The sequence below is a fragment of the Rhizobacter sp. P5_A1 genome, from assembly GCF_056400745.1.
This window is the reverse complement of record NZ_JBFUKR010000004.1, coordinates 256730-278307: the sequence shown is the minus strand read 5'-3', so window position 1 is coordinate 278307 and position 21578 is coordinate 256730. Positions and strand designations below refer to the sequence as shown.

24 protein-coding genes and 1 tRNA gene are annotated in these 21578 nt (G+C 68.2%); 22 read left to right on the top strand and 3 right to left on the bottom strand.

What is annotated here, in order from left to right; translation table 11 throughout:
• The first annotated feature begins 33 nt into the window (after positions 1-33).
• The 11 genes from AC1DTW_RS06430 (at position 34) to AC1DTW_RS06380 (ending at position 10357) form a co-directional block, all read left to right on the top strand.
• Positions 34-1179, top strand: coding sequence for an ABC transporter substrate-binding protein (locus AC1DTW_RS06430; RefSeq protein ID WP_477980197.1), 1146 nt, complete (start codon positions 34-36; stop codon positions 1177-1179).
• Positions 1180-1246: 67 nt separating this feature from the next.
• Positions 1247-2122: a branched-chain amino acid ABC transporter permease gene (locus AC1DTW_RS06425; RefSeq protein ID WP_477980196.1), complete on the top strand. Its 876-nt coding sequence runs from the start codon at positions 1247-1249 to the stop codon at positions 2120-2122.
• 14 nt (positions 2123-2136) lie between these two features.
• Positions 2137-3123 carry a branched-chain amino acid ABC transporter permease gene (locus AC1DTW_RS06420; RefSeq protein ID WP_477980195.1) on the top strand — a complete coding sequence of 329 codons (987 nt, stop codon included), beginning with the start codon at positions 2137-2139 and terminating at the stop codon, positions 3121-3123.
• Positions 3120-3884 carry an ABC transporter ATP-binding protein gene (locus tag AC1DTW_RS06415; RefSeq protein ID WP_477980194.1) on the top strand — a complete coding sequence of 255 codons (765 nt, stop codon included), beginning with the start codon at positions 3120-3122 and terminating at the stop codon, positions 3882-3884. Before AC1DTW_RS06420 ends, AC1DTW_RS06415 begins: the two co-directional genes overlap by 4 nt.
• A gap of 1 nt (position 3885) precedes the next feature.
• Positions 3886-5736 (top strand): tannase/feruloyl esterase family alpha/beta hydrolase, encoded by a 1851-nt coding sequence (locus AC1DTW_RS06410; protein WP_477980193.1) that lies wholly within the window; start codon positions 3886-3888, stop codon positions 5734-5736.
• Positions 5737-5755: 19 nt separating this feature from the next.
• Positions 5756-6535: an ABC transporter ATP-binding protein gene (locus AC1DTW_RS06405; RefSeq protein WP_477980192.1), complete on the top strand. Its 780-nt coding sequence runs from the start codon at positions 5756-5758 to the stop codon at positions 6533-6535.
• Positions 6536-6555: 20 nt separating this feature from the next.
• Complete coding sequence (locus tag AC1DTW_RS06400; protein WP_477980191.1) at positions 6556-7437, top strand: VOC family protein; 882 nt, start codon at positions 6556-6558, stop codon at positions 7435-7437.
• A complete protein-coding gene (locus tag AC1DTW_RS06395) occupies positions 7437-8345 on the top strand; it encodes a sugar phosphate isomerase/epimerase family protein (RefSeq protein WP_477980190.1) in 909 nt (302 codons plus the stop codon). Before AC1DTW_RS06400 ends, AC1DTW_RS06395 begins: the two co-directional genes overlap by 1 nt.
• The gene (locus tag AC1DTW_RS06390) at positions 8342-9397 is read left to right on the top strand and encodes a Gfo/Idh/MocA family protein (protein ID WP_477980189.1); all 1056 of its coding nucleotides are present in this window, start codon (positions 8342-8344) and stop codon (positions 9395-9397) included. The genes AC1DTW_RS06395 and AC1DTW_RS06390 overlap by 4 nt, the downstream gene beginning before the upstream one ends.
• A gap of 14 nt (positions 9398-9411) precedes the next feature.
• Positions 9412-9861, top strand: a complete 450-nt coding sequence (gene aroQ / locus AC1DTW_RS06385) for a type II 3-dehydroquinate dehydratase (RefSeq protein ID WP_477980188.1) — start codon at positions 9412-9414, stop codon at positions 9859-9861.
• Between the two features lie 103 nt (positions 9862-9964).
• On the top strand, positions 9965-10357 hold the full coding sequence (locus tag AC1DTW_RS06380; RefSeq protein WP_477980187.1) for a hypothetical protein: 393 nt from the start codon (positions 9965-9967) through the stop codon (positions 10355-10357).
• 15 nt (positions 10358-10372) lie between these two features.
• Here the strand turns inward: AC1DTW_RS06380 and AC1DTW_RS06375 are convergent, their stop codons facing one another.
• The gene (locus tag AC1DTW_RS06375; protein ID WP_477980186.1) at positions 10373-10654 is read right to left on the bottom strand and encodes a hypothetical protein; all 282 of its coding nucleotides are present in this window, start codon (positions 10652-10654) and stop codon (positions 10373-10375) included.
• Positions 10655-10824: 170 nt separating this feature from the next.
• Between AC1DTW_RS06375 and AC1DTW_RS06370 the strand changes: the two genes are divergently transcribed.
• The 9 genes from AC1DTW_RS06370 to cyoE all read left to right on the top strand — a co-directional run bounded on the left by AC1DTW_RS06370 (position 10825) and on the right by cyoE (position 18492).
• Positions 10825-11763, top strand: coding sequence for a J domain-containing protein (locus tag AC1DTW_RS06370; protein ID WP_477980185.1), 939 nt, complete (start codon positions 10825-10827; stop codon positions 11761-11763).
• 123 nt (positions 11764-11886) lie between these two features.
• On the top strand, positions 11887-12402 hold the full coding sequence (locus AC1DTW_RS06365; protein ID WP_477980184.1) for a DUF1269 domain-containing protein: 516 nt from the start codon (positions 11887-11889) through the stop codon (positions 12400-12402).
• 42 nt (positions 12403-12444) lie between these two features.
• The gene (locus tag AC1DTW_RS06360; protein WP_477980183.1) at positions 12445-12966 is read left to right on the top strand and encodes a hypothetical protein; all 522 of its coding nucleotides are present in this window, start codon (positions 12445-12447) and stop codon (positions 12964-12966) included.
• A gap of 33 nt (positions 12967-12999) precedes the next feature.
• Positions 13000-14136 (top strand): cytochrome c oxidase subunit II, encoded by a 1137-nt coding sequence (locus AC1DTW_RS06355; protein ID WP_477980182.1) that lies wholly within the window; start codon positions 13000-13002, stop codon positions 14134-14136.
• Positions 14137-14152: 16 nt separating this feature from the next.
• Complete coding sequence (locus tag AC1DTW_RS06350) at positions 14153-15913, top strand: cytochrome c oxidase subunit I (RefSeq protein WP_477980181.1); 1761 nt, start codon at positions 14153-14155, stop codon at positions 15911-15913.
• On the top strand, positions 15910-16530 hold the full coding sequence (locus tag AC1DTW_RS06345; protein WP_477980180.1) for a cytochrome c oxidase subunit 3 family protein: 621 nt from the start codon (positions 15910-15912) through the stop codon (positions 16528-16530). The genes AC1DTW_RS06350 and AC1DTW_RS06345 overlap by 4 nt, the downstream gene beginning before the upstream one ends.
• A gap of 21 nt (positions 16531-16551) precedes the next feature.
• The gene (locus AC1DTW_RS06340; protein ID WP_477980179.1) at positions 16552-17247 is read left to right on the top strand and encodes a heme-copper oxidase subunit III family protein; all 696 of its coding nucleotides are present in this window, start codon (positions 16552-16554) and stop codon (positions 17245-17247) included.
• Positions 17248-17258: 11 nt separating this feature from the next.
• Positions 17259-17573 (top strand): cytochrome C oxidase subunit IV family protein, encoded by a 315-nt coding sequence (locus AC1DTW_RS06335; RefSeq protein WP_477980178.1) that lies wholly within the window; start codon positions 17259-17261, stop codon positions 17571-17573.
• Between the two features lie 16 nt (positions 17574-17589).
• Entirely contained in the window at positions 17590-18492 is a 903-nt protein-coding gene (gene cyoE, locus AC1DTW_RS06330) for a heme o synthase (protein WP_477980249.1), read from the top strand.
• Positions 18493-18507: 15 nt separating this feature from the next.
• Here the strand turns inward: cyoE and AC1DTW_RS06325 are convergent.
• Together AC1DTW_RS06325 and AC1DTW_RS06320 are read right to left on the bottom strand one after the other, a co-directional pair.
• A tRNA-Ser gene (locus AC1DTW_RS06325) sits at positions 18508-18597 on the bottom strand.
• 42 nt (positions 18598-18639) lie between these two features.
• Positions 18640-19443: a symmetrical bis(5'-nucleosyl)-tetraphosphatase gene (locus AC1DTW_RS06320; protein WP_477980177.1), complete on the bottom strand. Its 804-nt coding sequence runs from the start codon at positions 19441-19443 to the stop codon at positions 18640-18642.
• A 68-nt stretch (positions 19444-19511) separates the two neighbouring features.
• On the opposite strand from AC1DTW_RS06320, the gene AC1DTW_RS06315 reads away from it, so the two are divergent.
• Both AC1DTW_RS06315 and AC1DTW_RS06310 read left to right on the top strand, forming a co-directional pair.
• On the top strand, positions 19512-20822 hold the full coding sequence (locus AC1DTW_RS06315) for a hemolysin family protein (protein ID WP_477980176.1): 1311 nt from the start codon (positions 19512-19514) through the stop codon (positions 20820-20822).
• Positions 20819-21577: a SapC family protein gene (locus AC1DTW_RS06310; RefSeq protein WP_477980175.1), complete on the top strand. Its 759-nt coding sequence runs from the start codon at positions 20819-20821 to the stop codon at positions 21575-21577. Before AC1DTW_RS06315 ends, AC1DTW_RS06310 begins: the two co-directional genes overlap by 4 nt.
• The last annotated feature ends 1 nt before the right edge of the window (position 21578 follow it).

Here is a 21578-nt window from a genome sequence, read left to right as displayed (position 1 = left end):
TTTCCCAAGACCATTCCAAGACGGAGACATTCCATGAACAAGCGTCAATTCATCGTCGGCACCCTCGGCCTCGTCTGCGCGTCGTTCGCGCTGAGCGCGTCCGCGCAGGCGATCAAGATCGCCAGCCTGCAGGAGCTCTCGGGCACCGGCGCGACGGTGGGCAACAACTTCAAGAACGGCATGGACCTGGCCATCAAGGAGATCAACGCCGCCGGCGGCATTCTCGGCAAGAAGATCGAGGTCACGCATGCCGACACGCAGAGCAACCCGGGTGTGGCCAAGGGCCTGGCGCAGAAGGCCGTCGACGACAACGTGTTCGCGGTGTTCGGGCCGGGCTTCTCGGGCTCGATTCTGGTGAGCATGTCGGAGACCAAGCGCGCCGAGATCCCGAACTTCACCGGCGGCGAGGCGGCCTCGGTGACGCAGCAGGGCAACCCGTACATCTTCCGCACCAGCTTCGGCCAGGCGACCTCGATGCCCAAGGTCGCGCGCTACATCGCGCAGAACCTGAAGGCCAAGACGGTCGCGGTGATCTTCGTCAACAACGACTTCGGCAAGGGCGGGCGCGACTCGGTGACCAAGGCGCTCGACACCTTCGGCGCCAAGGTGGTGGCCGACATCTCGACCGATGCCGGCCAGGTCGACTTCTCGTCGCCGGTGCTCAAGGCCAAGCAGAGCAACGCCGACGTGATCTTCGTCTACACCAACGAAGAAGAGTCGGCGCGTGCGCTGCGCGAGCTGCGCAAGCAGGGCGTGACCAAGCCCATCGTCGGCGAGACCGTGCTGACCAGCCAGAAGGTGGTCGAGCTCGCCGGTGACGCGGCCAACGGCGCCGTCGCGCACGTGGGTCTGACGACCGATGCGCCGATCCCGAACATGCGCGCGTTCCGAACCAAGTTCGAGAAGGAATACAAGTACATCCCGGATCACAACGGGATCAAGGGCTACACCAGCGTCTACGTGATGAAGGCCGGCATCGAGAAGGCCGGCAAGGTCGACCGCGCCGCGTTCACGAAGGCCATGCATGGCCTGCAGGTCAGCGCCGCGAAGGAGCCCGGCGTGATCCTGGACGTGAGCTACGACGACAAGGGCGACCTCGACCGCGAGAGCTTCATGACCGAGGTGAAGGACGGAAAGCAGGTCGTCAAGGAGACCTTGCCGGCGCTGGGCAAGAAGTAAGGCGCCAGACCTTCACTCCGGCCCTTTCCCCGTGCGGGGAAGGGGAGCTCGACTCCGCGAGGTTCGCATGACCGACTTTCTGCAACTGTTCCTCTCGGGTCTGGCCACCGGCAGCATCTATGCCGTCGCCGCGCTCGGCTTCACGCTGCTGTGGCAGGCCTCGGGCACGATCAACTTCGCACAGGGCGAGTTCGTGATGCTGCCGGCCTTCATCATGCTGGGCTTCAACGCGATCGGCGCGCCGCTGCTGGTGAGTTTCGTGCTGACCTGCGGTGTCGCGGTGCTGGTGCTCGGCTGGGGCTTCAAGCGCGGCATCGCCGACCCGCTGCTGCGCTTCGGCATGATGCCCATCGTCGTTGCGACCATCGGCCTGGCGATCGCGATGCGCAGCGGCGTTCGGGCCGGCTTCAGCGCCGAGGCGCATCCGTTCCCCAGCCTGTTCGCCGACAAGCTGTTCAACATCGCCGGCGTCACGGTGACGCTGGCCGACGTCGGCACGCTCGTGCTGTCGCTGCTGCTGGTGCTGGGCACGCAGGCCTTTCTCGCCAAGACCGTGACCGGCCGCGCGATGCAGGCGGTGGCGCAGAACACCGACAGCGCCACGGTGCTGGGCATCAACGTGCCGCGCATGATCTTCTACACCTTCGCGGTCAACGCGCTGCTGGCCTGCGCCGCGGCGCTGCTGGTCACGCCCACCTATCTCGCCAAGTTCGACATGGGCGAGTCGCTCGGCAACAAGGCCTTCTTCGCCGCGATCATCGGCGGCTTCAACAACTCGCGCGGCGCGCTGCTCGGCGGCCTGATCGTCGGCGTTTGCGAGAACCTGGCCGCGGCCTACATCTCGCCGACCTACAAGGACGCGGTCGCGCTCGTGATCTTCATGATGGTGATCTTGTTCAAGCCGCAAGGGCTCTTGGGCAAGAAGGCCGAGCGCAAGGTCTGACTCCGGAGCACACCATGAAGAAATCACAACTCCTCATCGGTCTCGTCGCGCTGGTCGTGCTGCTGGCCGGCCCGCCCTTCCTGAAGAACTACGGCGTCTACCTCGTCAGCTACTGGCTGGTGTTCGTGCTTGCGAACATGGGCCTGAACCTGACGGTCGGCTACGCGGGCCAGAAGTCGCTCGGCCACGCGGCGTTCTTCGGCATCGGCGCGTACACGGTGGCGATCCTGATGAAGGCTGGCTTCAGCTTCTGGGTCGGACTGCCGGCCGCGGCCGTCGGCTGCTTCGCGATCGGCTTGGCGCTGGGCTTCCCGGCGCTGCGCGTGCAGACGATCTACCTCGCGTTCGCCACGCTCGGCTTCAACACCGCCATCTGGCTCGTGATGCGCAACGAGGAATGGCTGACCGGCGGCACCTTCGGCATCAACAACGTCGCGCGGCCCGGCTTGTTCGGCCTCAGCCTGGACAGCAACCTGAGCTATTACTACTTCGTGCTCGGCGTCACGCTGCTGATGGGGCTGCTGCTGTGGGGCCTGCTGCGCTCGCCCTGGGGCAAGGCCTTCACGGCGCTGCGCGACAACCCGATTCGGGCCGAGAGCCTGGGCGTGAACATCCAGGCCTACACGCTGCTGTCGTTCGCGATCGGCGCGGTCTATGCCGGCGTCGCCGGCGCGCTGTTCGCGTCGCTGGTGCAGTTCATCGAGCCGGCGCCGTTCACGGTTGCGGCGTCGATCATGATGTACCTGATGGTCGTGGTCGGCGGGCCGGGCTACTTCTTCGGGCCGCTGCTCGGCTCGGCGGTCGGTGTGCTGCTGCCCGAGTGGCTGCGCTTCGCGCAGGCCTGGTACCTGTTCGTGTTCGGTGCGGCGGTGATCGTCCTGATGTTGTGGCTGCCCGATGGCCTGCTGAGCATCCCTGACCGGATCAAGGCGCGGCGCCTGTCGCGCGAGGCCTCGGCGGCGCGTGCGGCCGCGGCGAAGTCGATCGGAGCCACCGCATGAGCGCGCCATTGCTCAAGGTCGACGGGCTGAAGAAGTCCTACGGCGCGATCCTCGCGGTCAGCGGCGTGTCGTTCGAGGTCATGCCCGGCGAGATCTTCGGCGTGATCGGGCCGAACGGCTCGGGCAAGACGACGATGTTCAACAGTGTGCTCGGCCAGATCACGCCGGACGCCGGCAGCATCGAACTCAATGGCAAGAACATCACCGGCCTGTCGCCGCTGCAGCTGAACCAGCGCGGCGTCGGCCGCACCTTCCAGACGCTGCAGGTGTTCGGCAAGATGACGGTGCGTGACAACCTGATCGTCGCGGCGCAGGAGCACCACGGCAGCATGTGGAGCCGCATGTTCGCGCCGGGCGACTCGGGGCTGGGCGCGAAGGCCGATGCGCTGATCGACCAGTTCCGCATCCGCCACGTCGCCGACAAGAAGGCCGGCGAGCTGAGCTACGGCCAGCAGAAGCTGGTCGACATCGCGATGGCCTTCATGAGCGAGCCCGACCTGGTGCTGCTCGACGAGCCCTGCGCCGGCGTGAACCCCAGCCTGGTCGGCGGCATCAGCACGCTGCTGAAGGACCTGAACAAGTCCGGCGGCGATGGCGGCGCGAAGCACCGCAGCTTCGTTGTGATCGAGCACAACATGGACTTCGTGATGGACCTGTGCCACCGCATCATGGTGATGGTCGAAGGCACGGTGATGGCCATCGGCACACCGGCCGAGATTCGCGGCAACAAGCAGGTGCTCGATGCCTACCTCGGGAGCTGAGATGACACGACAAGAGAAGCAGGCGAGGGGACAACGGGGCGTTTGGATCGCGCTCGCCGCCGGTGTCACGGCACTGCTGTTCGGCTGCGCCGCGCCGCCGGCTGCTGGACCGCTGGCCTGCAACGACAGCATCAGGTCGGCCTTCAAGCCCGATGCCCAGACCAGCGTGGTGTCGGTGCGAGAGATCAAGAAGGGCACGCCGCTGACGGCCGTCGACTCGGCGTCGCCCATCACGATGGCCGGCGACGTGTGCCTGGTCAAACTGCTGGTCGGTCCCGGCGCGACGGCCGAGAAGGACAAGAGTGCACGCTCGTACAGCGAGGGGATCGGCATCGAGGTCTGGCTGCCGGCACAGTGGAACGAGCGCATTCGCAACTATGGCGGAGGCGGCTGGGTCGGCGGCGGCCATCGCTATCCGGACCAGATCGGCAGCAAGGTGCCGGCGCTGGTCGATGCCAACATGGGCTACGCGTCGGGGACCACCGATGCCGGACAGCCCTGGTACCAGGACCCCTCGTTCGCGTTTCTCTCGAACGGGAAACTCAACCTCGAATCGCTGCGCGACTTCACGACGCGAGCGATGGTCGAGCAAGCGGTGAAGACCAGGGCGCTGGCGGCGCTCTACTACGGCAGGGCGCCGCGCTTCACGTACTACGATGGCCATTCGCAAGGCGGCCGCCAGGGCTTGAAGGTGGCACAGCAGTTCCCCGAGCTCTACGACGGCTACCTGATTGCCCAGCCGGCGATCAGTCCGCCGATGTTCGGCACCGTCGCGGTCCACCCGCAGATCGTGATGCGGACCGAGCTCGGCTTCACGTCCGCGGACAAGCCACGGGCCGCCGCCTTCGCGAAGAAGGTCGACGCCGCGAACAAGCGTGCGGTGGCGCAATGCGACAAGCCCGGCCTCGGTTTCCTGCTCGACCCCTTCGGCTGCGACTATGACCCGCTGCGCGATGCCGGCGCGTTGTGCACCGGCGTGGTCGGCGACGGCGTCACCGGCAGCAACGGCGACGCCGCCAGCTGCATGAGCGCGAAGGAAGCAGCGGCACTGAACAAGATCTGGTATGGCGCCACCCGCGACGGCGGCTGGGACCCGGCGCAGAGCGCCGACAGCCGCTCGGGCAAGTCGCTGGGAGCCAAGCAGCTGTGGTGGACCTTTCCGCGCAGTGCCGCCGTCGGCGGCCTGATCACGGGGGCCGAGACCGACAACCTGGCGCTGGTGCTGCAGGACGTTCGCTACGCCGCCGACGCCAGCGCCACCGCGAGGCCCACGGTCGCCAACGGCTCGACGCGGGTGCGCAACCAGTGGATGGAAATGGACGCCGCCGGTCTTGCCGACGCGCTGCACCGGCTGCCGGCGACACAGCCGGCATTGTTCAGCGACTACATGACCGACGCCACCGACCTGCGCAAGCTGCGCGACCTCGGTCGCAAGGTGATCGTGTACTCGGGGCTGGTCGACGACGCCATTCCACCGGCGGGCAACATCAATTACCACGAGCGCGTCGTGGCCGCGATGGGCGGGCATGCCGAAGTGCAGAAGTTCATGCGGATGTACCTGGTGCCGGGTGCCGCGCACAGCTCGCAAGGCCGCGCCTACACGGTCGGCGGCAACAACAACAGCGTGCCGCTGCCCAAGCTGCCAGGCAATGCGAACCAGATGCCCAGCCGCGAACAGGACCAGTTCTTCAGCGCACTGACCGACTGGGTCGAGAAGGGTGTGGCACCGGGCGACATGCTCATCACGTCGCGCGACAACAGCCTCAGCTACCCCGTCTGCGTCTACCCGAAGCGCACGACCTGGGACGGCCGCGGGCCGGCCAGGGCCGCGGCCAGCTACAGCTGCCAATGAGCCATCGAAGGAATATGCGATGACCGCCGACCAGCCCTGCATCGAATTCGAAGACGTCGTCGCCGGCTATGGCGACTTCATGATCCTGAACAACCTGAGCCTGCAGGCCCAGCGCGGCAAGATCACCTTGCTGCTCGGGCCCAACGGCGCGGGCAAATCGACCGTGCTGAAGACACTGTTCGGCATGCTGAAGGTGCGCTCGGGCCGCATCCGGCTGAACGGCGAGGACATCACCGGCGCGAGTGCGAAGGACCTGCTCGTGACCCACGGCATCGCGTTCGTGCCGCAGGGCCGCAACCTGTTCGGCCAGCTCACGGTGTGGGAGAACCTCGAGCTCGGCGGCATCACGCTCGGCATGAAGACGACGCACGAGCGCATCCCCGAGGTGCTGGAGCGTTTCCCGCGCGTGAAGGAGCGGCTGAACAGCGCCGCGTCCATGCTCTCGGGCGGCGAGCAGAAGCAGCTCGAGGTCGGGCGCGCACTGCTGCTGCGGCCCAAGGTGCTGCTGATCGACGAGCCGTCGATCGGCTTGTCCCCGATGGTCGTCGCCGACGTGTTCAGGCTGCTGCGCCAGCTCGCCGACCAGGGCACGACGGTGTTGATGGTCGAGCAGAACGTCAAGAGCGCGCTGAAGATGGCCGACGAGGCGATCGCGCTCGAATCAGGCCGGCTGGTGATGCACCGCAAGGCCGACGAGCTGCTCGCCGATCCGAACATCGAGCGGCTCTTTCTCGGCGGCGCGCACCAGGCAGCGACGCCGCCGTCGACCGGCGCGGCCACTGCCGCAGGCATTCTCTGACCTTGACTCCGGGAGCACGCATGCAGGACCGCACCGACCGCGAATCAATCGCCGATGCCGCCAACCCGCTCGGGCTGGACGGCATCGAGTTCATCGAGTTCAGCACCGCCAAGCCGCAGGCGTTCGGCCAGGTCCTCGAGATGATGGGCTTCCGCCCGGTCGCGCGGCACCGCTCGCGCGAGGTGCTGCTGTACCGGCAGGGCGAGATGAACATCATCATCAACGCCCACGCCGGCGGCCTGCCGCGCAGCGTGCGGCCGAGCGAGACCCCGGTGATCGCGGCGATCGCGCTGCGCGTGCGCGATGCCGCGAGCGCCTACGGCCATGCGCTGGACCGCGGCGCGTGGACGGTGCCGACGCATGTCGAGGTGATGGAGCTCAACATCCCGGCGATCCATGGCGTCGGCGCAAGCCGCATCTACTTCGTCGACCGCTACCGCGACTTCTCGATCTACGACGTCGACTTCACGCCGATCCCGACCGTGGATCCGAAGCCGGCCGCGCTGACCGGGCTGCACTGGTTCGGCGTGGTGCAGTACATCGGCAACGACCGCATGGAGGACTGGACCGAGTTCTACGGCGAGCTGTTCGGCTTCAAGGCGCTGCCCGACGACGAGCGCTACGGCATCCTGCCCAAGGGTCGCGTGCTGAAGAGCCCGTGCGGCTCGTTCTACCTGCAGCTGATCGAACCCGAGCCCGGCATCCTCGATGTCGACGGCGAGGAGTCGCTGCAGCGCATCGGCCTGGGCACGCCAGACGTGCTGGCCAGCGTGAGTGCGCTGCGCGAGCGCGGCGTCGGCTTCGTCGAGTCGCAGGGCGTGCACTCGGAAACGCGCGGCGCGCTGACGCAGAGCTACCTGGGCGGCGCGATGTTCGAACTCGTGCATCACGAGGCTCCGTGATGCACGGCGACCACGTCGACATCGCCGACTTCGGCATGGACACGATCTCGCTGGCCGGCTCGCTGCCACAGAAGCTGGCAGCGATCAAAGGCGCAGGCTTCTCGCAGGTGATGCTGATGGCGCGCGACCTGGTCGGCCATGCCGAGGGCCTGGAAGACGCGGTGCGCGTCGTCAAGGCCAGCGGGCTGCGCGTCACCGGCTTTCAGGTGCTGCGCGATTTCGAGGGCCTGTCGGGTCACTTGCACGAGTACAAGATCGACGTGGCCAAGTCGATGCTCGAGATGTGCGCGGCGGTCGGCGCCAAGGTGCTGCTGATCTGCTCGTCCACGTCGACGCATGCGACCGCCGATCCCGACGCCCTCGCGCGCGACCTGCGCAAGCTCGCGATGCTGGCACTGCCGCTGGGCATTCGCATCGCTTACGAGGGCTTGTCGTGGGGCCGGCACGTCAGCGAGTTCACGAGCGCGTGGGACATCGTCTGCCGCGCGGATGCGCCCAACCTCGGCATCGGCATCGACTCGTTCCATGCGTTCGCGACCAAGACTTCGCTCGAGGACCTGGACATGCTGGATCCCGACAAGATCTTTCTCGTGCAACTCGCCGACTTCATGTGGAACGAGATCAAGTCGGTCGAAGAGCGCATCAACACCGCGCGCCACTTCCGCGTCTTCCCTGGCGAGGGCGTGCACAGCGAAGCGCTGGCCGAACTGGTGATGCGGCTCGACCGGCTCGGCTACCGCGGCGACTACAGCTTCGAGGTCTTCAACGACGACTACCAGCAGATGCCGCTGCCCGTGGTTGCCGAGCGCGCGCGCCGCTCGGCCGTGTGGCTGGGCGAAGACGTGCTGCACCGCTCGGTGCCGTTGCCCGGGCGCATGCGCTTGCGGCGCGAGGGGCCGCCGCCTTGACCGATCGGCTGCGCCTGCTGCTCGCGGGCGCGGGTGTCATCGGCCGCGCCCACGCCGAGCGGGTGCGTGCCGGCGATGAGTTCGAGCTGGCCGGCATCGCCGACCCCTCGGCCGCCGGTGCCACGTTTGCCGCGAGCCTGAATGTGCCGCACTGGCGCGGTCTCGACTCGGCGCTCGACGCGCTCCGTCCCGACGGCGTGATCATCGCGACGCCGAACGCGCTGCACGTGCCAGGCGCGCTCGCCTGCCTGGCACGCGGCGTTCCGGTGCTGATCGAGAAGCCCGTCGCCGACACGCTGGAGCAGGCTTGGCGGCTCGTCGACGCGGTCGAGCGCTCGCGCGTGCCGGTGCTGGTCGGCCACCACCGGCGCCACAGCGCGGTGATGGCGGCCGCGCGCGACATCATCGCCGCGGGTGAACTGGGGCGGCTCGCGGCGGTGCAGGGCAGTGCGCTGTTCCACAAGCCGGAGAATTACTTCAGCGAGGCGCCGTGGCGGCGCGAGCGGGGCGCCGGGCCGATCCTGATCAACATGGTCCACGAGGTCGACAACCTGAGGATGCTCGCCGGCGAGATCGTCGAAGTGCAGGCGATCGCGTCGAGCGCGCGGCGCGGCCACGAGGTCGAAGACACGGTGGCGATCACGCTGCGCTTCGCGAACGGCGCGCTCGGCAGCTTTCTGCTGTCGGACGTGGCGGCCAGCACGCGCAGCTGGGAGCAGACCACGGGCGAGAACCCGGCCTATGCCCGTGATGCCCACGATGCCTGCTACCTCGTCAGCGGCGATCGCGGCACGCTGGCGCTGCCGACCCTGCGGCTGCAGACCGCGGTGGGCGAGCCCTCGTGGCTCGAGCCGATGGTCGAACGCACGATTGCGGCGCCGGTCCGCGACCCGCTGCGACGCCAGCTCCAACACTTCGCCGCGGTGATCCGCCGCACCGAGGCGCCGCTCGCCGACGTCGGTGACGCCACCTGCACGCTGCGGGTCACGCTGGCGATCGCGCAGGCGGCGGCGAGCGGCCGGCCCGTGCGATGTGACAACATCGAGCACTGACTCTCTTCCGCACCATGCCCAAGATCCTGCTCCTCAACGGACCCAACCTGAATCTGCTCGGCACGCGCGAGCCGCAGCTCTACGGCCACGACACGCTGGCCGATGTCGAGAGCCGCGCGATTGCGCAGGGTGCCGCACGCGGCGTTCCGGTCGAATGCTTCCAGAGCAACCACGAAGGCGCGCTGATCGATCGCATCCAGGCGGCGCGGCTCGACGGCACCGCCTGCATCGTCATCAACCCGGGCGGCCTGACGCATACGAGCGTCGCGCTGCGCGACGCGCTGGCGGGCGTCGCGATCCCGTTCATCGAGATCCACGTCTCGAACATTCACCGGCGCGAGGCCTTCCGCCATCACTCGTACCTGTCGGAGCTCGCGGCCGGGGTGATCGTCGGCTTCGGCATCGCCGGTTACGCGATGGCCGTCAACGCCGCAATCGACCGGTTCGCTGCGGCGCCGGGCTGAAAACTTCTGTAAAGGCGGGCAGGCCCTGTCATCGCCGGCAGCGGCCGGACGGTTAGAGACACGTGGGCCGCCCCTTCGCGGTGGCCGTGCGTGGAGGCTTGCGATGACCACCCGACTTCCCCTGCTGATCGTTCCGCTGGCCGCCGCCTCGCTGCTGTCGGCCTGCGTGGTCGCCCCGTACCCGGCGCGCCGGGTCGTGTACGCGCAGCCTGGGCCGACCTACTCGCAGCCGGTTCCGGCCTACGCGCAACCCATCGAAGACGACGGGGTCGTCGTCGACGTGGCGCCACCGGCGCCGTATGTCGAGGTGGTGCCGGCGATCCCGTTCGCGGGCGCGATCTGGCTCGGCGGCTACTGGGGCTGGTCCGGGGGTCGCCACCACTGGGTGCCGGGCCGCTGGGATCGTCCGCGCGCCGGCTACGACTGGCGCCCACACGCCTGGGTCCAGCAGGGCGGGCACTGGCACCTGCGCGGCGGCGGCTGGGTCAGGCACTGAGCCGGCGGCGCGGCCTCAGTCGCGCAATGCCTCGTACACCGCCGCGGTCGTGTTGACCGCGTGCTGAGCGACCTGCGCGGCGTTGGCTGCGAGCACCTGCAGCGGGTAGGTGCCGGAGACGATGCCGCCGCAGGCGACTTCGACCGCGCGCACCTCGGGCGGCAAGCCCTCGACCGCGCCGGCCAGGCAGTGCACGACCGAGCTGAAGCCGGTGTCGTCGAACAGCAGGTCGCCGTCGGCGAGCACGCGGTACTCGTAGACCTCGTCGCTGCGGTGGATTTCTATGCGTACGATCATGCGCTTTACCCGTGTGGACAGGCGCGCTGCGATCAGCGCGGCCGGTGATTCTGAACCAAGCGCCGTTCGATGCGGCCCGCGGGGTCGATCGCGCTGCGCTGCGCCATGCCGCGTCTGCGGCATGATCGCGGACGGCGCGGCCGGCGATCCACCCCCACCGCGCGAGCCCGATGCCCAAGGTCCACAGCCACTACGAGAACCTCAAGGTCGCGCGCGATGCGTCGGCCGAGGACATCCGTGCGGCGTACCGGGCCCTGACGCGCAAGCACCATCCCGACCGCAACCCCGACAACGCCGACGCCGAGCGCGTGATGTCGGTGATCAACGTGGCCTACGGCGTGCTGTCCGACCCGTTCAAGCGCAGCGAGCACGACCGGTGGATCGCGCAGGCCGAGGCGCAGCCGGGCCGGCCGACGCGCGGCAAGCCGACGCTGCACTCGCCGAACGCGCGCTACCGCCAGGCAGCGCGCGCGGCCGCCGACGGCGCGGTGCTGCAGCACGCGCGGCTGGCGCGCTTCGAGCGGCATCTGCAGCGCGCCCTCACCCATGTGCTGCGGCACCGCGTCGGCTATGCGCTGGGCGGCGCCGCGGCGCTCGGGTTGGTGATCGCCGGCATCTCGTCGCTGCTCGAGCCGGGGCTTGTCGCGCCCTCGGCCGGTGCTGCCGCGATGACGGGGCCCGCGGTGGTCGCCGGCTACACCCGCCCGGCGACGGCGCCGAACGGCCAGCGCTGGCCGGCGCACTCGGGCTATGTCGATGGCTACGAGCAGCTGAACAAGGGCGGCCTGTCGGAGGTCACGGTCGACAACTCGGCGAACGACACCGACATGTTCGCGAAGCTCGTCTCGCTCGACGGGCCGACCGCGCGGCCGGTGCGTACCGTCTTCGTCGCGGCGCGCAGCCGCTTCACGCTGGTCGCGCTGACGGTTGGCACCTACGACCTGCGCTACCGCAACCTCGCCAGCGGCGGCCTGCTGCGTTCGCCGGCCTTCATCCTCGAGGAGGTCGCGATGGCCGGCGGCACGCAGCACAGCACGACGTCCGTGAGGCTGCACAAGTCCAGCGACGGCAGCCTGCAGACCTACGCGCTCGGCGACGCCGAGTTTTGAGAACCCGCGCCGCGCCCCGCACGCAGGCGGCTTGCCGGGCTCTTCGAATGGGTGTATACCTTCCCCGTCAATTCGCTCGGGAGCCGCAAGGGTCGCGAGCAGGTTCACACGAAGGAGGCGGCGATGCGCAGACGCATTTATTGGCTCCTGCCCGATCTGGCGAGCGCCAGACGGACGATGGATGACTTGTTGCTCGCACGAATCTCCGAGCCCCACATCCACTTTGTCGCCGGCGAGGGCGCCGACATGTCGGGCCTGCACGCCGCCAACGTGCTCCAGACCTCGGACGTGGTTCGTTCGGCCCAGGCCGGCCTGGTCATCGGCGGTGCCGCCGGCGCCGTGCTGGGCGTGATCACTGCGCTGTTCTTCCCGATCTTCGGCGATGCGCCCGAGTGGGGAATGATCGCGGTGCTGGCGATCCTGGGCGCGGGTTTCGGTGCCTGGTCGTCGAGCATGATCGGCGTCTCGACGCCGAACAACCGGCTCAAACGTTTCGAGGGCGCGATCGCGCAAGGGCAGATCCTGCTGATGGTCGACGTGCCGCATACGCGCGTCGAAGAGATCGAGTCACGTCTGCAGGCCTTGCATCCCGAAGCTCATCTGGAGGGCGTAGAGCCGAACATCCCGGCGTTCCCCTGAGCCGGGTCACCGTTCGACGGCGCCTCTTGCCATGAGGTGACCATGGAACTTCATCTGCATCTGCACCGCTGGGAGCAGCACGAACCCGACTGGTCGGCGGCTGCGGTGTCCGGATTTGCCGCCGGCGCGGTGCTGATGGTGCTGGAGCTCTTCTGGGCCGCTCTCACGAACAGTGCAGGGCCGTGGCGCGTGTCGCAACTGGTCGCCTCGCTCACACTCGGGCCCGACGCGCTGCGACCGCCCGCCGATGCGTTCAGCGTGCTGATCGTCGGCATCGCGCTCGCAACCCACTACGCGCTGGGCGCGCTGTTCGGCATGGCGCTGGGGTTCGTCAGCACCGGCTTCCGGTATGACACGAGCGGGGGCGTGATGGCGGTCGTCGGCGCGGTGTTCGGGGTGTTGCTCTACCTGTTCAGCTTCTACGTTGCCGCGGGCGTCTACGTGTGGCTGGCGGAACTGCGCGGCTGGACCACCTTCGCGGCCCATCTGATCTTCGGCGTCACGACGTCGCTGCTGTACTGGAAATTGGCGCGACGGCGTCCGGGCGCGCTGCATCGCACCTGACGCACCTGCTCCAGCCGCCACGAGACGCTCGCCATGGCAATCGTTCTTGCGCTGGTGGCGATCGTCGTCGGATCGGTGTTGTTCCACCTCGTCACGCCGTGGTGGATCACCCCGCTGGCCTCCAACTGGAAGGAGATGGACGACACGCTCGCGATCACGGTGGTGACCACGGCGGTCTTCTTCGTCGTGATCAACCTGTTCGTCGCGTACACGGTCTGGCGCTTCCGTCACCGCGAAGCCGGTCAACGCGCCGCGTACCGGCCCGACAGCAAGCGGCTCGAGCACTGGCTGATCGTCGTCACGACGGTGGGCATCGTCGTGCTGCTCGCGCCGGGCCTGGTGGTCTATGCCAACTACGTGCGTGCGCCGAGCGACGCGATGCTGCTCGAGATCGTCGGCCAGCAATGGCAATGGCGGTTCCGCTTGACCGGTGCGAGCAGCAAGCTCGGCGCGACCGACGCCCGGTTCGTCAGCGCGACGAATCCGCTCGGGCTCGATCCGACCGACCCGGCCGGGCGCGACAACGTCATCGTGATGGGCAACGAGGTCCATCTGGCGCTCGGCCGGCCGGTCAAGGTGGTCGCGCGCTCGCACGACGTGGTGCACGACTTTTTCGTGCCGCCGTTTCGCGCGCGGATGAACATCGTGCCGGGGCAGCTCAGCACGTTCTGGTTCACGCCGACGCAGGTCGGCCGCTTCGAGGGCCTGTGCGCGCAGCTGTGCGGCACGGGTCATCCGAACATGCGGGGCTTCGTCGTGGTCGAGGACGAGGCCGCGTTCCAGGCCTGGCTGAAGCAGCAGCCGACGTTCGCGGCGACACAGGCCGCTGCTGCGGCCGCACCGGGTGCGCAACCCGGTTCGCCAGCGGCGACGGGCCGCGCGCTCGCGCAGTCCAAAGGCTGCGTCGCGTGCCACACGATCGACGGCAGTTCCGGCGTCGGCCCGACCTGGAAAGGGCTCTTCGGCAAGACCGAGACGATGGCCGACGGCTCCTCGGCGCTCGTCGATGAGGCCTATCTGAAGGCCTTCATCCGCAACCCGCAGGCGCGGACCGTGAAGGGCTTCGCGCCGATCATGCCGAAGATCGAGATGAGCGACAGCGAACTCGCGGCACTGGTCGAATACATCAAGTCGAACGGCGCTGCTCCGGCCAGCAAGGCGCAGCGCTGAGACCTGCGAGGAGCCCATGACCTACGCCGACGCCGACACGCACCACGCGCCGCAGACCTTCATCACGAAGTACGTCTGGAGCCAGGATCACAAGGTGATCGCGGTGCAGTACGCGAGCACGGCCATCCTGGTCGGGCTGATCGGGCTCGCGCTGTCCAACCTGATGCGGCTGCAGATCGGGTTCCCGGGGCAGTTCGAGTTCATCACTGCCGAGCGCTACTACCAGTTCGTCACGATGCACGGGATGATCATGGTGATCTACCTGCTCACGGCGCTGTTCCTCGGCGGCTTCGGGAACTACCTGATCCCGCTGATGATCGGCGCGCGCGACATGGTGTTCCCGTACATGAACATGCTCAGCTTCTGGGTCTACCTGCTGTCGGTGATCGTGCTGCTGGCGAGCTTCTTCGCACCCGGCGGGCCCACCGGCGCGGGCTGGACGCTGTACCCGCCGCAGGCCATCCTGCCGGGCACGCCGGGTTACGAGTGGGGCATCATCCTGATGCTCGTCTCGCTGGTGATCTTCATCGTCGCGACGACGATGGGCGGCTTGAACTACGTCACCACGGTGCTGCAGGCGCGCTGCGAAGGCATGACCCTGTTGCGCATGCCGCTGGCGGTGTGGGGCATCTTCGTCGCGACGATCCTCGCGCTGCTCGCGTTCCCCGCGCTGTTCGTCAGCGGCGTGATGATGCTGCTCGACAAGACGCTGCACACGAGCTTCTTCATGCCCGCCGTCGTCTCGCTCGGCCAGGCGACGAACTACAAGGGCGGCAGCCCGCTGCTGTTCCAGCACCTGTTCTGGTTCTTCGGCCACCCCGAGGTCTACATCGTCGCGCTGCCGGCCTTCGGCATCGTCTCCGACCTGGTCAGCGTGCACGCGCGCAAGGCGATCTTCGGCTACCGCACGATGGTCTGGGCGATCGTCGTGATCGGGGCCCTGAGCTTCGTCGTCTGGGCGCACCACATGTTCGTCAGCGGCATGAACCCGTGGTTCGGCTTCTTCTTCGCGACCAGCACGCTGATCATCGCGGTGCCCACCGCGATCAAGGTCTACAACTGGACGCTCACGCTGTGGCGCGGCGACATACACCTGACCGTGCCGATGCTGTTCACGCTCGCGTTCCTGCTGACGTTCCTGAGCGGCGGGCTGACCGGGCTGTTTCTCGGCAACGTGAGCGTCGACATCCCGCTGTCGGGCACCTACTTCGTCGTCGCGCACTTCCACATGGTCATGGGCGTGGCGCCGCTGCTGGTCGTGTTCGGCGGCATCTACCACTGGTTCCCGAAGGTCACCGGCCGGATGCTCGACGATCGCCTCGGCAAGTTCCACTTCTGGGTCACCTTCATCGGCACCTACCTGATCTACTTTCCGATGCACTACCTCGGCGTGCTGGGCATGCCGCGGCGCTACTACAACTACGAGAACTACCAGTTCATCCCGCCCTCGGCGTACACGCTGAATGCCTTCATCACGGTGGTCGCGCTGGTCGTCGGAGCGGCGCAGCTCGTGTATGTCTTCAACCTGGTCTGGAGCACGTTCCGGGGCCGGCGTGCCGCGGCCAACCCGTGGCGCGCCGCGTCGCTCGAGTGGGCCACGCCGGACACGCCGCCGAAGCACGGCAACTGGGGCGCGCGCCTTCCGGTCGTCTACCGCTGGGCCTATGCCTATGGCGTGCCGGGCGCGCCGCAGGACTTCATCGCGCAGGACGCGCCGCCCGAGGCGGGCGGCCAGGAACCCGAGTCCTACCCCGGGCCGAAGGAGGCGCTCGCATGAATGCTGCCGTGCTGGCTTCCGCGCACCGCAACCCGATCGCGGCGCGCGCACTCGACACCGGGCTGTGGGCCTTCATCGGCGTCGCGAGCGCGCTGTTCGCGCTGTTCCTGACCGCCTACGCGATGCGGATGGACAGCGGCGACTGGTCGACGATCGCGCTGCCGCGCCAGCTGTGGCTGAGCAGTGCCTTGCTGGTCGCCGCCAGCGCGTTGATGCAGCGTGCCGGCGCGGCCGCGCGCGAGGCCCACTGGAATCGCGCGCGTGCGCTGCTGGCCGGCGGCGGCGCCTGTGGGCTGGCCTTCCTCGCGGCACAGGCGTGGGCCTGGCAGGCGCTGCTGGCCGCGAACGTGGTGCTCGCCGGCAATCCGTCCGCCAGCTTCTTCTACCTGCTGACCGCGCTGCACGGGCTGCATGTGCTCGGCGGCCTGGTCGGATGGGGCGTGGCGATGCCCGGCGTGGCGCAGGTGCCGCCGGCCACCCCGCCGGCGCGCGCGGCGCAGCGCGTGATGCTGTGCGCGCGCTACTGGCACTTCCTGCTCGCGGTCTGGGCCGTGCTGTTCGCCGCGCTCGGCTGGCTGACGCCCGAGGTGGTCCGTTTCATCTGCGGCAGGGGCTGAGGCCGCATGAGCGCCGTGCCCATGCCCCATCCGACCCCGACGCCGCCGGTGATCGCGCCGTCGCCGTCGATCGGCCTGCGCGGCCTGATCGCGGACTGGTCGTCCGACCGCCAGGCGTTCCAGGTCAGCTGGGGCAAGGCGATGATGTGGGTCTTCCTGCTCAGCGACACCTTCATCTTCGGCTCGTTCCTGACCGGCTACATGACGGTGCGCACCGCGACGACCGTCCCGTGGCCGAACCCGAGCAAGGTCTTCGCGCTGAATGTGGGCGGTGCCGAGGTGCCGCTGTTGTTGATCGCGATCATGACCTTCGTGCTGATCAGCAGCAGCGGCACGATGGCGATGGCGGTTAACTGCGCCTACCGGCGCGACCGCATCAATGCCGCCGCGCTGATGTTCGTGACCGCGGGCTTCGGGGAGATGTTCGTCGGCATGCAGGCCTTCGAGTGGACCAAGCTGATCCTGCACGAAGGCGTGCGGCCCTGGGGCAACCCGATGGGCGCGGCGCAATTCGGCTCGTCGTTCTTCATGATCACCGGCTTCCACGGCCTGCACGTGACGGCCGGCGTGATCTACCTGATCGTCGTCGCGGTGCGCCTGCTGCGCGGCAAGTATGAAAAGAGCGGCAACTACCAGATCGTCGAGATCGCCGGCCTGTACTGGCACTTCGTCGACCTGGTGTGGGTCTTCATCTTCGCGCTCTTCTACCTCTGGTGAGGTGAACAAGCATGGCATCCGGCACCGGGCAACAACATCCGATCAGCCTGTACCTGAAGATCTGGGGCCTGCTGTTCGTGCTCAGCGCGATGTCGTATGGCGTCGACTACTTTCACGTCGAGGGCTATCTGCGCTGGAGCCTGATCTTGCTGTTCATGCTGCTGAAGGCCGGGCTGATCGTCGCGGTCTTCATGCACCTGGCCTGGGAACGGCTCGCGCTGATCTGCGCGATCCTGCTGCCGCCGCTTGGCCTGCTGGTGCTGGTCGGGCTGATGGCGGCCGAGGCCGACCACACCTACCTGACGCGGCTGCTCTTCGTCCGTTGAGCGCGAGGGCCGCAACATCGACACGCTCAACCCGGTCGCGCAGCCCCGCGTCCCCTGGCGGAGCTACCTCGAGCTGACCAAGCCGCGCGTCGTGGCGCTGATGCTGTTCACCGTCGTCGTCGGCATGCTGCTGGCGACGCGGGAGCCGCTGCCGTGGCGCATCGTCCTCTTCGGCCAGCTGGGCATCGGTCTCGTGGCCGGCGCCGCCGCGGCGATCAACCACCTGGTCGACCGGCGCATCGACGCGATCATGTCGCGGACGCGCGCGCGGCCCCTGCCACGCGGTGCGGTGAACGGCGTGCAGGTCATCGCGTTCGCCGCGACGCTCGCGCTGGCCGGCATGGGGTTGCTGCTGGCCTACACGAATCGCCTGTGCGCGGTGCTGACGCTCGCGTCGCTGATCGGCTATGCCGTCGTCTACAGCATGTTCCTGAAGCGCGCGACGCCGCAGAACATCGTGATCGGCGGTGCGGCCGGCGCGGCGCCGCCGCTGCTCGGCTGGGTGGCAGTGACCGGGCAGCTCGACCCGGGGGCGCTCTTGCTGTTCCTGATCGTGCTGGTCTGGACGCCGCCGCATTTCTGGGCGCTGGCGATCCACCGCCGCGACGACTACGCGCGTGCCGCGATCCCGATGCTGCCGGTCACGCACGGCGTCGCGTTCACGGCGAGCCGGATCCTGATGTACACGCTGGCCTTGTGCCTGATCACGCTGGCCCCGTTCGCGATCGGGATGAGCGGCGGCTTGTACCTGGCCGGCGCGCTGCTGCTCGGCGCGCGCTTCGTCTGGTTCGCGTGGCGCCTGCGTCGCGATGTGCGCCTGGCGATGCCGACGTTCCGCTATTCGATCGTCTACCTGTTCGGCCTGTTCGCGGTGCTGCTGGCCGATCACTACCTGAGGGCTGCGGGCCAGGCTTCGTGACCCTCAACCTGGTGCTGGCGGAGGCAGTAGGATTCGAACCCACGATGCCCTTGCGGGCATGCTTGATTTCAAGTCAAGTGCAATCGACCACTCTGCCATGCCTCCGTTGCGATGGCCGCCCGGAACACAAGCGAGCGCCGATTGTAGTCAGCCGCAATCGACCTGGATGATCTCGCGCCGCGTGCCGTCGATGCGTGCGGCCGAGAGTTGCCGGCCCCAGACGCAGCCGGTGTCGAGCGCGAGCAGGTCGGGGCGGTCGATCAGCCCGAGCGAGGCCCAGTGGCCGAACGCGATCGGGGTGCCCTGCGTGCGGCGCCCCGGAACATCGAACCACGGCGCGAAACCGGGAGGCGCCCCGGCGACGCCTTCCTTCGCGATCAGGTCGAGCGTGCCGTCGGCGGCGACGAAGCGCGCGCGCGTCAGCACGTTGATGATGAAGCGGGCGCGCTCGGCGCCGGTCAGCGCCTCGCTCCAGCGCGCGGGATGGTCGCCGTGCATCTGCGGCAGGAACGCGGCCAGCGCGTCGCTGCGCAGCAGCGATTCGATCTCGCCGGCCAGGCGCAGCGTCTGTGCCACGTCCCATTGCGGCACGACGCCGGCGTGCACCATCAGCCAGCCATGCTCGAACACGGCCATGCGGCGATGGCGCAGCCACTCGAGCCAGGCTTCGCGATCGGGTGCGGCGAGGATCTCGCCCAGCGTGTCGCTGGGGTGCGCGCTGCGCACGCCTTGCGCGACCGCGAGCAGGTTCAGGTCGTGGTTGCCGAGCAGGCAGACGGCCGAGTCGTCGAAGCCGCGCAGCCGGCGCAGCGTCTCGAGCGACTGCGGCCCGCGGTTGACGAGGTCGCCGAGCACGAACATGCGGTCGCGCGACGGCGAGAAGTCGATCTTCGCGAGCAGCCGGTCGAGCGCCCCGCAGCAGCCCTGGACATCGCCGATCAGGTAGTTCATGCCCCGATCCTACCGGCCGGGGGCATGGATTCTGCTACCCTGCCCATTCCTTCATTGCCGCGCCCCGCATGGACGTTGCCCTTCTGTTCGCCCTGATCGTGCTGAATGCGCTGTTCGCGATGTCCGAGATGGCGCTGACGGCGAGCCGCAAGGCCCGGTTGCAGGTGATGCTGGAGGCGGGTGAATCGGGGGCGCAGGCGGCGCTCGACCTGCACGAGAACCCGACCAAGTTTCTCTCGGTCGTGCAGGTCGGCATCACCTCGATCAGCATCCTGAACGGCATCGTCGGCGACGCTGCGTTCTCGGCGCCGTTCGCGCGCTGGCTGCACGAGAGCTTCCCGATCGCGCAGCGCGCGGCCGAGATCACCGCGACCGCGATGGTCGTCGTCACCGTCACCTTCATCACGATCATCTTCGGCGAGCTCGTGCCGAAGCGCTTCGGGTTGATGTATCCCGAGGCGGTCGCGCGTGTCGTGTCGCGGCCGATGGAGTGGTTGTCGCTGATCACGCGGCCGTTCATCAAGCTGCTCTCGTGGTGCACCGAGGCGACGCTGCGCCTGTTCGGCATCACCGGCAATCCGGATCGCAGCGTCACCGAGGAAGAGATCAACGCGAGCCTCGAGGAGGGGCTGGACGCCGGCATCATCGAGGCCCAGGAGCACCAGATGGTGCGCAACGTGTTCCGCCTCGACGATCGGCAGGTCGGCTCGATGATGATCCCGCGCGCCGAGATCGTCTGGCTCGATGTGGCCGCGTCGTCCGATGACGTGCTGAAGCTGATCGGCGACGAGGAGCACTCGCGCTACCCGGTCTGCCGCGGCGGCCTCGACGACGTGCTGGGCGTGATCTCGGCGCAGACGCTGCTGCAGCAGGTCATGAGCGGCCGGTCGATCGCGCTCGCCGACGGCCTGCAGCCATCGGTGTTCGTGCCCGAGACGCTCTCGGGCATGGAGCTGCTCGAGCACTTTCGCGCGTCCAGCGCGCAGCTCGTGTTCGTCGTCGACGAGTACGGCGAAGTGCAGGGCATGATCACCGTGCGCGACGTGCTGGAGGCGATCACCGGCGAGTTCAGCACCGCGACCGACGAAGACGCCTGGGCGGTGCAGCGCGCCGACGGCAGCTGGTTGTTCGACGGCCTGATCCCGGTGCCCGAGCTGAAAGACCGGCTCGAGCTCAAAGAGCTGCCCGAGGAAGACCGCGGCCGCTACAACACGCTCGCCGGCATGATCATGCTGCTGCTCGGCCGATTGCCGCACACCACCGACTCGGTGGAGTGGGATGATTGGCGCTTCGAGGTCGTCGACCTCGACGGCAAGCGCGTCGACAAGGTGCTCGCGAGCCGCCTGCCGCAACAGCCCAACGCCGGAGAAACCGATTGAGCCAGTTCGCCCTGTACCGCGACCCCGTGCTGCTCGAGCCGGTCAAGCACCGCCACCTGAGGATGGCGAAGCTGACCGATCACGCGATGGCGGCCGCGATGCACGCGAGTTTCCTCGCCGTCGCCGAGTTCACCAGCGCGGCGCGCGAGTTCGTGATCATGTTCGTGCACGACACGATCGACGGCAAGGTGCAGGCCGAGCCGATCGTGCTGCTCGGCGTCGCCCCGGGCGAGAACCTCTACGTCGACGGCACGCGCTGGGACGCCCGCTACGTGCCGGCCTTCATCCGCCGCTATCCGTTCTGGCTCACGACCGTCCAGGGCGTCGAAGCGCCGGTCGTGATGATCGATCAGGGCTGGTCCGGCTTCTCCGAGGCCGAAGGCGACCCGCTCTATGAAGACGACGGCAAGCCGGCACCGCGCCTGGCCGAAGCGATCGAGTTCATGGAGCAGTTCGAGATCGAGGTCTCGCGCACGCTGGGCTTCTGCGCCCGCCTGACCGAGCTCGGGCTGCTGCGCGAGATGAGCGCCAGCGTGACGCTTGCCGACGGCAGGCAGCTCGCGCTCGACGGCTTGTTGACGGTCGACGACGCGAAGCTCCAGGCGCTGCCCGATGCACAGGTGCTCGAGATGCATCGCAACGGCATGCTCGCTCTCGTGCACGCGCATCTGCTGTCGCTCGCGAACATGCAGACGCTGGTCGAGCGCAAGGGCAAGCGCCTGCAGCAGGGCCAGCAACCGGCTCCACAGGCTTGAT

Bases quoted from the DNA above. Each gene is read 5' to 3' on its own strand.
- AC1DTW_RS06430 (WP_477980197.1), top strand. From the start codon at position 34: ATGAACAAGCGTCAATTCATCGTCGGCACCCTCGGCCTCGTCTGCGCG.
- AC1DTW_RS06425 (WP_477980196.1), top strand. From the start codon at position 1,247: ATGACCGACTTTCTGCAACTGTTCCTCTCGGGTCTGGCCACCGGCAGC.
- AC1DTW_RS06420 (WP_477980195.1), top strand. From the start codon at position 2,137: ATGAAGAAATCACAACTCCTCATCGGTCTCGTCGCGCTGGTCGTGCTG.
- AC1DTW_RS06415 (WP_477980194.1), top strand. From the start codon at position 3,120: ATGAGCGCGCCATTGCTCAAGGTCGACGGGCTGAAGAAGTCCTACGGC.
- AC1DTW_RS06410 (WP_477980193.1), top strand. From the start codon at position 3,886: ATGACACGACAAGAGAAGCAGGCGAGGGGACAACGGGGCGTTTGGATC.
- AC1DTW_RS06405 (WP_477980192.1), top strand. From the start codon at position 5,756: ATGACCGCCGACCAGCCCTGCATCGAATTCGAAGACGTCGTCGCCGGC.
- AC1DTW_RS06400 (WP_477980191.1), top strand. From the start codon at position 6,556: ATGCAGGACCGCACCGACCGCGAATCAATCGCCGATGCCGCCAACCCG.
- AC1DTW_RS06395 (WP_477980190.1), top strand. From the start codon at position 7,437: ATGCACGGCGACCACGTCGACATCGCCGACTTCGGCATGGACACGATC.
- aroQ (WP_477980188.1), top strand. From the start codon at position 9,412: ATGCCCAAGATCCTGCTCCTCAACGGACCCAACCTGAATCTGCTCGGC.
- AC1DTW_RS06380 (WP_477980187.1), top strand. From the start codon at position 9,965: ATGACCACCCGACTTCCCCTGCTGATCGTTCCGCTGGCCGCCGCCTCG.
- AC1DTW_RS06375 (WP_477980186.1), bottom strand. From the start codon at position 10,654: ATGATCGTACGCATAGAAATCCACCGCAGCGACGAGGTCTACGAGTAC.
- AC1DTW_RS06370 (WP_477980185.1), top strand. From the start codon at position 10,825: ATGCCCAAGGTCCACAGCCACTACGAGAACCTCAAGGTCGCGCGCGAT.
- AC1DTW_RS06365 (WP_477980184.1), top strand. From the start codon at position 11,887: ATGCGCAGACGCATTTATTGGCTCCTGCCCGATCTGGCGAGCGCCAGA.
- AC1DTW_RS06360 (WP_477980183.1), top strand. From the start codon at position 12,445: ATGGAACTTCATCTGCATCTGCACCGCTGGGAGCAGCACGAACCCGAC.
- AC1DTW_RS06355 (WP_477980182.1), top strand. From the start codon at position 13,000: ATGGCAATCGTTCTTGCGCTGGTGGCGATCGTCGTCGGATCGGTGTTG.
- AC1DTW_RS06350 (WP_477980181.1), top strand. From the start codon at position 14,153: ATGACCTACGCCGACGCCGACACGCACCACGCGCCGCAGACCTTCATC.
- AC1DTW_RS06345 (WP_477980180.1), top strand. From the start codon at position 15,910: ATGAATGCTGCCGTGCTGGCTTCCGCGCACCGCAACCCGATCGCGGCG.
- AC1DTW_RS06340 (WP_477980179.1), top strand. From the start codon at position 16,552: ATGCCCCATCCGACCCCGACGCCGCCGGTGATCGCGCCGTCGCCGTCG.
- AC1DTW_RS06335 (WP_477980178.1), top strand. From the start codon at position 17,259: ATGGCATCCGGCACCGGGCAACAACATCCGATCAGCCTGTACCTGAAG.
- AC1DTW_RS06320 (WP_477980177.1), bottom strand. From the start codon at position 19,443: ATGAACTACCTGATCGGCGATGTCCAGGGCTGCTGCGGGGCGCTCGAC.
- AC1DTW_RS06315 (WP_477980176.1), top strand. From the start codon at position 19,512: ATGGACGTTGCCCTTCTGTTCGCCCTGATCGTGCTGAATGCGCTGTTC.